The organism is Streptococcus suis (assembly GCF_002964575.1).
Lineage (GTDB): Bacteria > Bacillota > Bacilli > Lactobacillales > Streptococcaceae > Streptococcus > Streptococcus suis_R.
In genome coordinates this window covers 1-10,675 of the sequence record NZ_POQQ01000015.1, presented here as the reverse complement: position 1 = coordinate 10,675, position 10,675 = coordinate 1, and the positions used below count along the sequence as shown (strand labels likewise).

The following is a 10,675-nucleotide window of genomic DNA, read 5'->3' as shown; positions in this document are numbered from 1 at the left end:
TTTCTTTTGGCAAAAAATAACATTAGGATAATAAGTAAGTCTACGGCTGTCCCAGAATACAGGATTATTGAAGTAACAACATTTTGAATCATAAAACACCTCATTCAAATATACTTTTGAATGAATTTTAACATTAAACTTTGTAGATGTCAACATAAAATCCACCAAAATATAGATAAGAAGTTAGTGTACCAAATATTAAAAAGCCCTGCCATCGAAATGATAGCAGGGCTTAACTTCATTATCCAGATGATATATTTATCTAAAAATGGTAGAGTAAAAGGTAGAGATTTGATAACTTTGAATAACAATTATTTAACGATTTGAAACAATCCAAACGATTATAAAGATTCAATCAAGATCTCCATCCTACCGATATGCAGTAAAATCTAATTCTTTAAGTAATTTGTTTCAGCATATACGAAAAACCCTTGAAGCCAAGCGATTTCAAGGGTTTTTAATCGTTAATTTGTATCAATTTCCTTATTCCGATTTCAGTCGACTATAGCGATGATTTAAGAGGGGGGGACATCTATTCCCTCATACTACTTTCCCCATGTCCCCACCTTGTGTCTACGGAAATAAAATCCTCTAAAATCCCCCAACATCTCAACTACCTCAACTGAGGTAGTTACACTGATACTACCCCGCCCAAACGTAAAAAGCCTTGTCTCCAAGGCCTTTAATAATGCTTTCGTTCAAAGGTTTCTAGGCTTTCACCAGCAGACCAACTACCTCGACGTGATGCGTATTTGGGAACAAATCCACCGGCCGTACCTTCATCAGTTTATACCCCAATTCCTCATAAAGCTTAATATCACGCGCCATGGTTGCTACATTGCAGGAAATATAGACGATTTTCTCTGGTTGTACAGAGCTACTTGTCTTGATAAAACTCTCCGTTAAACCCTTGCGAGGCGGGTCAACGAAAATTACCGTTGGCTTAATGCCATCTGATACCCATTTTTGCATAGCAGACTCCGCACTATCGCAGACATAAGTCACATTGTCAATCCCATTTCGACTAGCATTCTTTTGGCTGTCAAGAACAGCTTTTTCCACCACTTCCACACCGTAGACATGCTTGACCTGTTTAGCAAAAGACAGTCCAATGGTTCCAATACCAGAATATGCATCAATCACAACATCATCTGCTGAAAAATCAGCAAAATCGATAGCTGTCTGATAGAGTTTTTCGGCCATTTCTGTATTAACTTGATAGAAAGACGGTGCAGAAATCTCAAATTCATTCCCCAGCATGGTGTCGACAATGGTTTCACTGCCATGCAAAAGACGGAATTCTTGTCCAAAAATCGCATTGGTATTCTGGTCATTGATATTCTGGATGATAGAAACCAGATTTGGAAACTGGCTTGTCAAACGCTCAATAAGGGTTTCAACACGGAAAATCTTTGGTCTAGTTGTGACCAAAATCAACATCAACTGACCCGAATAATGACCACGACGAACGACGATATTGCGGATCAGTCCTGTCTGTTCTTTCTCATCGTAAGGCTTCAAATCTAACTTTCTCAATAGGTCACGAGTCGCAAGAATCAAGGCATCGATTTCCTTATGCTGGATATAAAAATCTTCAATTGGAACCAAATCATGCGAATTCTTACGGAAAAACCCAGTTTCCAACTCGCCATTGACCCGGCGAACAGGAACCGCTGCCTTATTACGATAGGCAAGAGGGCTGTCCATACCAAGAGTATTTTCTACTTCTATTTCTGAAATGCCCGCAATCTTGCGTAGACTATTTTCAACTTGCTTTTTCTTAAATTTAAGCTGGGCTGGGTAGTTCAAATGCCCCAAGTCTGCAATACCCGTTCTTAGATAGGTTAAGTCTAGGTCTTGGTTACGGTCTGGTGAGTAGCTCTGCCATTCTTCCACCTTACCAAAACCAATATTTTTCTTAAGCTTCAGAACACGCATAGACACTTTCTCACCTGGCAGTGCATTGTCCACAAAAAAGACAAAACCATCCAACTTGGCAACCCCCTGCCCCTCATGAGTTAGGTCTACAATTTCTGCTTCAACAACATCATTTTTCTTTAACATAGTACTACTTTCTATTTTGGACACTAAAAAAGTGACCGAAGTCACTCTCTAGTATATCACATTTTTTATCGTAAGCCCAAATCAGTTAAGCGCTGTTGGTACTTTTCAAAATCAACTCGCAGGGCCATGCCACCATACATATCATAATCGTCAATCCAATCCCCATTTTCAGGAATGGTGATGCGTTCGATGCCATTAGCTGCATCCATTACAACTCCCGGTCCATGGAAGAGCATGAAGGCCTGGGGAACTGTTGTTGGGGTCATCGCCACTACTTTACCAAGTGCTTCAGCCCCTGAAAAGAGCTTCATAGGATTTTTAGCCTGGGTCATGACAGCCGACAAGACTTGTTGTTGGCGCTTGGTACGACCAAAATCTCCCTCATCATCTGACCTGTAGCGAGCATAGTTGAGCAAGGTTTTTCCATCCATCTTCTGGAGACCGACCTGAATGGTTTGATAAGCAGGAGCATTTTCCTCCAGCTGCAAGTCATTTGGCGCTTCCACCGAGCTAACTGTCTCACCATCAATGGTTGAAAATTGTGCATCAATGGTCACACCCTCTGGAAAGAGCGTGTCAATAGTCGATGCAAATGTTGCAAAATCAACCAGGGCATAGTAGTCAATATCAATACCAAAATTGTTTTTCAAGGCCTTACGAACTTCCTCTGCTCCCTGCTGATTATCTTGTTCTCCAAGGGTATAGGCCGTATTCAATTTATACTCATACCCCTCAATGTCGACCAAGGTATCCCGCATAAAGCTAACCAGTTTCACCTTATTGTCACTATTGTTAATATTTAAGACCATAATGGTATCTGTTCGCGTTTCATCTGAACTTTCACCAGCACGACCGTCTGTCCCCAATATCAGAATATTGGTGCCGTTGGCAGAGCTGACTCCATTAAATACCTCAGCAGTAGGCTTCTCGCTCACACTATTCAAGCCCTTAAAGAAACTAAAGCCCAAAGCAAAAACAAATAATAGAAGGACTAAGGCTAGGGCCCTGAAAATCCGCTTTACTCCCCATTTTTTCCTCTGTTTCGGCTTCTTTGGCATTTTGGGGATATAGTCGACTACTTCTACCCGTGAACTAGTTTGCTTTGTCTTCCTGCTTCTTCTCGACCTAGACTCAGGGTAGATAGGTAGAAGCTCGTCTTCCTGCTCGATTTCTTCTTGAAACCCATCTTCTTCCATATCTTCAATGATATGTCTAGGAGTTTCAACAGCAGTCTTCTTTGGCTGACCATGGCGAATACGGAGTTCTTTCTTATAGAGAAGATAATCCAACTCCTGCCGTTCCTTGTCATTTAGATAATGGATATTTTTATGTAAATAATCTAACCTCAACTCTTCATGGTGGGTTAAGATTCCTTTGTTTTTCCTCATACGTTCATCTTCATCCTAACTGGCAACATATACTTGATAATTACCTAGTATTTTACATGATATTCCCAAGCTCGTCAATTCTTCAAGGGAATAAGACAATAGGTCCTCCGATTGATTTTCAAGGTCTAAAATGAAAAAATATTCTCCCAAGGCTGTTTTTAAAGGACGACTTTCAATTTTTGTCAAGCTAATCCCTCGCCATGAAAAGACAGACATGGCTTTATATAGAGCACCTGGCAAATTATCGGGCAGGGTCAGGGCAAGGCTGGCTTTTTTAGTCCCCTCCTGTAAGGCCAAAATCGGTGCTTCTGTCCCTAAAATCCAAAAGCGTGTAAAATTTTCACTCATCTCTTGAATATCTTGCCCAATTACCATTAGACCATATTCCTCTGCTGCTGCTTGTGGTGCTATAGCCGCATAAGGCTGGTCTGGATGCTCAGCCACATACCGAGCTGCATAGGCTGTACTAGCTGTCACCTCAATCCGAGCAGTAGGAAAATGCTCCAGAATATATTTCTTACCCTGTGCAATAGCCTGTGGGTGAGAATAGATAACCTCAATCGTCTTATCCGCACTGCTCGCCAAAAGTTGTTGGGCAATAGGCTGAACAATTTCTGCAACTGCATGGATTTCCGCCTGATGAAAAAGATAATCAATAGTTTCGTGGACACTACCCTCAATAGAGTTTTCAACTGGAATAACAGAATAGACAACCTGCCCTGTTTCATAAGCCTTAATCACTTCTGTAATGGTCCCAAAAGCCTGCAAATCAGCGCTTGGAAAGGCCTGTTGGGCAACTTGGTGGGTAAAAGAACCACGAGGTCCTAAGTAAGCTACTTGCATAAAATTTTCCTTGCTACTTGTTCTGGAGTTAGGTGGTCTGTATTGATAATGGTAGCCGCCAATCCTTGATAAAGGGACATGCGTTCTTGATAGATAGTTTCAAATTCTTCCTTGCTATTCTGCAAGAAAAGGGGACGCTTTGATTGACGATCCTGGCTAATTCGCTCATAGGCAACTTCAAATGAAGCAGTCAAAAGAACATTATTAGCCTTATTTTCTAATAGCAGCTGTCGATTGAACTCAGATTTGACCACACCACCACCAGTCGATACCAGACAGTCAGCAGGCAAAGCCAATAATTCTTTCAAGACTTCCGTTTCAACTTTACGAAAAGCAGCTTCTCCTTCGAACTTGAAATAATCAGCGATGGTCATGCCAATCCGTTCTTCAATAATTTGGTCCATATCGTAAACAGGGAGGTCCAACAAACGTGCTGTGGTTGATTTTCCAACTCCCATAAATCCAAGTAAAACGATTGGCATCTCTTCTCCTAGTCTATCAAACTATTTAGGTGGTCAAAGAAGACTGGATAGCTAGTATTGATAGCCTCCGCTCTCTCTAACTCAACTTCTCCATCCTGGGCCAAAAGGGCTGCAATGGCCGTCATCATACCTATACGGTGGTCACCGAAGGTGTTGACAGTCGCACCATGCAAGGCAGTCGGACCATGAATAATCATACCATCATCTGTCGGCTCAATCTTAGCTCCCATGCTATTAAGGGCATCGGCCACCACTTGGATACGGTCTGTTTCCTTGACTTTTAACTCCTCAGCATCTCGGATGACAGTTGTCCCATTTGCCTGTGTGGCTAAAAGCGCAATAATTGGCAACTCATCAATCAAACGAGGAATGAGGTCGCCAGCAATCTCCGTAGCCTTCAAGTCAGAAGTTTCCACCGTAATAGTGGCAGATTTAGCGAGTTCATCAATATCTGACAAAGTCATCTGACCACCCATAGCTTTAATGACGTCAAGAATGCCTGTACGGGTTTCATTGATACCGACATTCTCAAGGACGATTTTTGAACCTGGTACTACCAAGCCAGCTACCAGCCAAAAGGCAGCACTGGAAATATCACCCGGCACCGTAATCTCTTGGGCCGTAAATTCTTGACCACCTTGGATACGGATTTCTTTGCCATTGACAGTCAGCTCACCGCCAAACTGAACGATCATATCTTCCGTGTGGTTACGGGTCAACTCTTTCTCGACGATAAGACTTTCACCTTCGGCTTGTAAGGCTGCAAATAGCAGAGCAGACTTGACTTGGGCCGATGCTACAGGGAGTTGGTAGTGGATTGCTTGTAAATTCTTGGTTCCTTTGATAGTCAATGGTGGCAAATCACGTTCTGTCTGACCAGAAATCTCCACACCCATTTGGCTAAGAGGAATAGTCACACGATCCATAGGACGTTTAGACAGGGAATCATCACCAAACATGGTCGCCTCGAAGTCCTGACCAGCTAACACGCCCGAAATCAAGCGGATAGATGTCCCTGAGTTGCCCATATCCAAGTGATTTTTTGGAGCTTGAAGACCTTCAAAACCAACACCATGTACTTCTACAATGTCACCATTATCTTCAATTTTTACACCCAAATCACGAAAGACCTGCATGGTGGATAAGACGTCCTCTCCACGCAAGATATCATGTACTCTTGTGACACCTTTTGCCAGAGAACCAAAAATAATCGACCGGTGGCTGATTGATTTATCCCCCGGAACTCGAATACTACCTTGTAATTTTTCTATATTTGTCCTTAATTTCATAACCCCTACCTCGAAATAGTGTTAGACCTATTCTATCATATTTACTGAATATTTTCAGATTTTTTTGGCAATTTCTATCTAAAATAAATATATAGAGAAAACCCATAAAAGATTTATGAATGAATTTTCGGAGTTCACTGCGATTTTATCAAATGTACCTTAATTTAAGTTTAAAATTCCTAAAAATCATGCTATAATTAAGAAATATACTAATCGAAAGAGGACTTCTATATTGTTTACACCAATCAGTGAAAAAATCGACATCAATCAAGTGCGAGAGCATTCTAAATTATCTCCCGAAACTCTTGCCAAAAAACAAGCCCGTGACCGTGAATTAGAAGCCATTCTAAAAGGTGAGGATGACCGTCTTCTCTTGGTTATCGGCCCATGTTCTTCTGACAATGAAGAGGCAGTTTTGGACTACGCTCATCGCCTGGCAAAACTTCAAGAGGAAGTCAAAGATAAAATTTTCATGGTTATGCGGGTCTACACTGCCAAGCCTCGTACAAATGGCGATGGCTACAAGGGCCTTATGCACCAACCTGATACAGATGCCGCACCAAGTCTGATCAACGGTATCAAGGCTGTTCGTAATTTGCACTACCGCGTCATTACCGAAACTGGTTTGACAACAGCTGACGAAATGCTTTATCCAGAAAATCTGCCATTGGTTGACGATTTGGTTTCTTACATTGCCGTTGGTGCTCGTTCCGTCGAAAACCAACAACACCGCTTTGTAGCTTCTGGTATTGATGTTCCAACAGGCTTGAAAAACCCTACTTCTGGTAACCTCAAAGTCATGTTTAATGGTATCTTTGCCGCTCAGAAGAAACAATCATTCCTCTTCAATAATACGGAAGTTGAAACATCTGGCAACCCACTTGCCCACGTTATTCTTCGTGGCGCAGTCGATGAAAACGGTAAATATTTACCAAACTACTACTACGACAATCTCTTGGAAACTATTGAAATCTATGACCAGTTTGGCTTGAAAAATCCATTTATCATCATTGATACCAACCATGATAACTCAGGTAAAAACTACATGGAACAAATCCGTATCGTTCGTCAAACCTTGATTAACCGTGATTGGAATGAATCTATTCGCAACTATGTTCGTGGATTTATGATTGAATCCTACATCGAAGACGGTCGCCAAGACAATCCAGATATTTACGGCAAATCCATCACAGACCCTTGCCTTGGCTGGGAAAAAACACAAGAACTCATCCGAGAAATTTACAAGAGATAGGAAAATACTATGGGAATTCACAAACGTAGCACCAGTTTAGACATTGATAAAGTAAAAGAGCTTTCAAAGCTCGAAGGAGATTTTCTGGCTGCAAAAAATCAGCGTGATGAAGAACTGAAAAGAATTATCCGGGGCGAAGATGACCGTCTGCTTTTGGTAATCGGACCTTGCTCATCTGACAATGAAGAGGCCGTTTTGGAGTACGCGCGTCGTCTCTCCAAACTTCAAGAGGAAGTCAAGGATAAAATTTTCATGGTCATGCGGGTTTATACAGCTAAACCACGTACCAATGGTGAGGGCTATAAAGGACTAGTTCACCAGCCAGACACTTCTAAATTGCCCGACCTGATTAACGGTATCGCTGCCGTTCGTAACCTGCACTACCGTGTCATTACGGAAACTGGACTAACGACCGCTGATGAAATGCTCTACTCTGCCAACTATCCATTAGTAGAAGATTTGGTTTCCTACCATGCTATCGGAGCTCGTTCGGTTGAAGACCAAGAACACCGCTTTGTTGCCTCAGGCATTGACATGCCAACAGGTATGAAAAACCCAACTTCTGGCAACTTGACTGTTATGTTCAATGGTATCTACGCAGCACAAAACAAGCAAAATTTTATCTACCGCGATGCCGAAGTTGATACAGACGGAAACCCGCTTGCCCATGCTATCCTTCGTGGTGCCAATACCGAACAAGGAAGCTATGAGCCAAACTACTACTACGATATTCTCTTGAAAACCATCAAACAGTATGAACAGTTTTGCCTTCAAAATCCATTTATTGTCATTGATACCAACCACGACAATTCTGGTAAAAATTATTTAGAACAAATCCGTATCGTCCGTCAGACCCTCATCAATCGGGATTGGAATGAATCCATTCGCAAATATGTCCGTGGTTTCATGATTGAATCCTACTTGGAAGACGGCCGTCAAGATAGCCCTGAGGTGTTTGGCAAATCCATTACCGACCCTTGCTTGGGCTGGGACAAAACGGAAGCCCTTATCCGTGAAATCTACCAGACCTTATAAACTCAACTATTAAAAAAATCAGATGAAAAATGGAGGAGACCTGTGACTATTGATGGATATACTCGCTTAGCTGCTGTTGTAGCCAAGCCAATCAAACACTCTATTTCCCCCTTTATTCATAATCTGGCTTTTCAAGATACAGGTGTAAATGGAGTATATGTTGCTTGGGAAATTCCAGAAGAAGACTTGGCCGTTACGCTTGAAAATATCAAACGATATGATATGTTTGGTATCAATCTTTCTATGCCCTATAAGCAGGCTGTCATCCCGTATCTCGATAGCCTGACTGACTCTGCTCGCTTGATTGGTGCTGTCAATACCGTTATTCATCAGGATGGAAAGCTAATTGGGCACAATACTGACGGTATTGGATTTTTCAAAAGCTTGGAAAAGCTAAAAGGATTTCAAGTAGACAAGAAACGCCTAACCATTCTTGGTGGAGGTGGTGCTTCTACTGCTATCATAGCTCAGGCTGCACTGGACGGTGCCAAAGAAATCACCATTTTCTGTCGGCAACAAAGCTTGGAAAGAACACAGGCAAGCATTGCGCCGATTGTAGAAGCTACTGGAGTTCCCATGAGGGTCCTAGCCAACGATGATAGCCAGTTGATGCACGAAGACATTACTCAATCGGACCTGCTTGTCAACGGCACCAGTGTCGGTATGGACGGAGTTTCTTTACCTATCCCTGCCAGCCTAGAATTCCCAGAAAAGCTCTTGGTTGCGGACATCATATACCAACCATTTGAAACACCTTTAATGAAGCTTGCTAAGTTACAAGGCAAGCCTACTATTAACGGCTTGGGCATGCTTCTCTTCCAAGCAGCCGAAGCCTTCCAAGCCTGGACTGGTAAGGAAATGCCAACTGACTTGATTTGGGACCAATTAGTCCAAAAATACGACATCAAATAGAGAGGAAATCTGATGAAACTGACCGTCAATCTTCCCCACAATCCCTACGACATCCTCATTCAAAGAGGAAGTTTAGCACAGACAGGTGCCTGGGTCAAAGAACTTTGGAAACCTCAGAAAATCGCCATTATCACAGATGATCATGTTGGTTCGCTTTATGCTGCCACCGTTCAAACAAGTCTGGAAACTGCTGGCTTTGAAACCATAATCTTTGCATTTCCAGAAGGTGAAGCATCAAAAAATCTTGACACCGTCAACCAGGCCTACGAATTTCTCGTAAAAAATGGCATGACACGCAGTGACGGAATCATTGCTCTCGGCGGGGGAGTCGTTGGCGATTTGGCAGGTTTTGTCGCTTCTACCTATATGCGTGGTATCCATTTCCTACAAATCCCAACCAGCTTAACTGCCCAAGTCGATTCTTCTATCGGGGGAAAAACTGGCGTGAACACACCATTTGCCAAAAATATGGTGGGCACTTTCTGCCAGCCAGACGGCGTACTCATCGACCCTGATACCCTAAAAACACTCGGCAAACGAGAATTGATTGAAGGAATGGGCGAGGTTGTCAAATATGGCTTAATAGATGATGTGGAGCTCTGGGAAACCCTAGACCAACTAGATGGATCTGTCGAGAGCATTTTGGAGCATGCTGACTATATCATCTACCACTCCTGCGAAGTTAAACGCAAGGTCGTTGTCGAGGATGAATTGGACAACGGTGTCAGACTCTACCTAAATTTCGGTCACACCATTGGACATGCTATCGAAGCAACCGCTGGCTACGGCCAGGTCATGCACGGTGAAGCTGTTGCCATCGGTATGGTTCAGATAGCACGCGCTTCCGAAAGAAAAAAACTCATGCCTTCTGGTATGACAGAAAAGATTATCGCCATGTGTGAAAAATTCGGCTTGCCAACTGCTCATCAACCATGGAATATTGATGAATTGTTCGCCGCCTTGACACGAGATAAAAAAGCACGAGGCAAGAACATCAAACTTGTCATCGTACCACAATTAGGCCAAGCAGCCATCCATCAAATCGCAATGGAAGAAATGCTGAAATTTCTACAACTATAAGAAAAAGGAGGCTGGGCAAAAACTAGCCAATAACTAGCCAATAACTAAAAAATACACAGACAGATTGAGCTGATTTTGATGAAATCCAGCCGAACTGTCTGTGTTTTTCTTTTTATCTCTATTATCTTGGACTAATTTCTTAGCCAATTTCGTGAGATTCATACTCATTAGGAGGAAGCCTATCTCGGTTTCAACCACTTTTTGACCTCTGACATGAACTCTGCGCACGCCAAAAACACCCTTCATCCTACCAAATACAGGTTCGACATCCACCTTGCGTTTGGCATAAATGCGGGCTCCCTCTTTACTTGTCAATTCCTCTTTGACTAA

Annotated in this window: 10 protein-coding genes and 2 pseudogenes; 5 read left to right on the top strand and 7 right to left on the bottom strand. The window is 42.5% G+C overall.

The window, feature by feature from the left end:
* A pseudogene (locus tag C1E58_RS00630) lies at positions 1 to 92 on the bottom strand (cadmium transporter); the annotation flags it as partial.
* Positions 93 to 120: 28 nt separating this feature from the next.
* Here C1E58_RS00630 and C1E58_RS12290 point away from each other — a divergent pair.
* Positions 121 to 327: a FanG protein gene (locus tag C1E58_RS12290; protein ID WP_105209013.1), complete on the top strand. Its 207-nt coding sequence runs from the start codon at positions 121 to 123 to the stop codon at positions 325 to 327.
* Between the two features lie 381 nt (positions 328 to 708).
* Here the strand turns inward: C1E58_RS12290 and rlmD are convergent, their stop codons facing one another.
* From rlmD to aroA, 5 genes are all read right to left on the bottom strand, one after another.
* A complete protein-coding gene (rlmD, locus tag C1E58_RS00615; protein ID WP_105209012.1) occupies positions 709 to 2,064 on the bottom strand; it encodes a 23S rRNA (uracil(1939)-C(5))-methyltransferase RlmD in 1,356 nt (451 codons plus the stop codon).
* Positions 2,065 to 2,129: 65 nt separating this feature from the next.
* Positions 2,130 to 3,452 (bottom strand): LCP family protein, encoded by a 1,323-nt coding sequence (locus C1E58_RS00610; protein WP_105209011.1) that lies wholly within the window; start codon positions 3,450 to 3,452, stop codon positions 2,130 to 2,132.
* A 15-nt stretch (positions 3,453 to 3,467) separates the two neighbouring features.
* The gene (pheA, locus tag C1E58_RS00605) at positions 3,468 to 4,295 is read right to left on the bottom strand and encodes a prephenate dehydratase (RefSeq protein WP_105209010.1); all 828 of its coding nucleotides are present in this window, start codon (positions 4,293 to 4,295) and stop codon (positions 3,468 to 3,470) included.
* Positions 4,286 to 4,777, bottom strand: coding sequence for a shikimate kinase (locus tag C1E58_RS00600; RefSeq protein ID WP_105209009.1), 492 nt, complete (start codon positions 4,775 to 4,777; stop codon positions 4,286 to 4,288). The genes pheA and C1E58_RS00600 overlap by 10 nt, the downstream gene beginning before the upstream one ends.
* 8 nt (positions 4,778 to 4,785) lie before the next feature.
* The gene (gene aroA / locus C1E58_RS00595) at positions 4,786 to 6,066 is read right to left on the bottom strand and encodes a 3-phosphoshikimate 1-carboxyvinyltransferase (protein ID WP_105209008.1); all 1,281 of its coding nucleotides are present in this window, start codon (positions 6,064 to 6,066) and stop codon (positions 4,786 to 4,788) included.
* Positions 6,067 to 6,295: 229 nt separating this feature from the next.
* Here aroA and C1E58_RS00590 point away from each other — a divergent pair, with 229 nt between their 5' ends.
* Genes C1E58_RS00590 through aroB form a run of 4 tightly spaced genes read left to right on the top strand, consistent with a single transcriptional unit; the run spans position 6,296 to position 10,345 of the window.
* A complete protein-coding gene (locus C1E58_RS00590; RefSeq protein ID WP_105209007.1) occupies positions 6,296 to 7,318 on the top strand; it encodes a 3-deoxy-7-phosphoheptulonate synthase in 1,023 nt (340 codons plus the stop codon).
* Positions 7,319 to 7,327: 9 nt separating this feature from the next.
* Positions 7,328 to 8,353 (top strand): 3-deoxy-7-phosphoheptulonate synthase, encoded by a 1,026-nt coding sequence (locus C1E58_RS00585; RefSeq protein WP_105209006.1) that lies wholly within the window; start codon positions 7,328 to 7,330, stop codon positions 8,351 to 8,353.
* A gap of 42 nt (positions 8,354 to 8,395) precedes the next feature.
* Positions 8,396 to 9,265 carry a shikimate dehydrogenase gene (locus C1E58_RS00580; RefSeq protein WP_105209005.1) on the top strand — a complete coding sequence of 290 codons (870 nt, stop codon included), beginning with the start codon at positions 8,396 to 8,398 and terminating at the stop codon, positions 9,263 to 9,265.
* Positions 9,266 to 9,277: 12 nt separating this feature from the next.
* Positions 9,278 to 10,345: a 3-dehydroquinate synthase gene (aroB, locus tag C1E58_RS00575; protein WP_105209004.1), complete on the top strand. Its 1,068-nt coding sequence runs from the start codon at positions 9,278 to 9,280 to the stop codon at positions 10,343 to 10,345.
* Between the two features lie 131 nt (positions 10,346 to 10,476).
* Here the strand turns inward: aroB and C1E58_RS12285 are convergent.
* A pseudogene (locus tag C1E58_RS12285) lies at positions 10,477 to 10,675 on the bottom strand (transposase); the annotation flags it as partial.

What these genes read in the sequence shown, in the direction of transcription:
- C1E58_RS12290 (WP_105209013.1), top strand. Translation starts at nt 121, where the DNA reads ATGAATTTTAACATTAAACTTTGTAGATGTCAACATAAAATCCACCAA.
- rlmD (WP_105209012.1), bottom strand. Translation starts at nt 2,064, where the DNA reads ATGTTAAAGAAAAATGATGTTGTTGAAGCAGAAATTGTAGACCTAACT.
- C1E58_RS00610 (WP_105209011.1), bottom strand. Translation starts at nt 3,452, where the DNA reads ATGAGGAAAAACAAAGGAATCTTAACCCACCATGAAGAGTTGAGGTTA.
- pheA (WP_105209010.1), bottom strand. Translation starts at nt 4,295, where the DNA reads ATGCAAGTAGCTTACTTAGGACCTCGTGGTTCTTTTACCCACCAAGTT.
- C1E58_RS00600 (WP_105209009.1), bottom strand. Translation starts at nt 4,777, where the DNA reads ATGCCAATCGTTTTACTTGGATTTATGGGAGTTGGAAAATCAACCACA.
- aroA (WP_105209008.1), bottom strand. Translation starts at nt 6,066, where the DNA reads ATGAAATTAAGGACAAATATAGAAAAATTACAAGGTAGTATTCGAGTT.
- C1E58_RS00585 (WP_105209006.1), top strand. Translation starts at nt 7,328, where the DNA reads ATGGGAATTCACAAACGTAGCACCAGTTTAGACATTGATAAAGTAAAA.
- aroB (WP_105209004.1), top strand. Translation starts at nt 9,278, where the DNA reads ATGAAACTGACCGTCAATCTTCCCCACAATCCCTACGACATCCTCATT.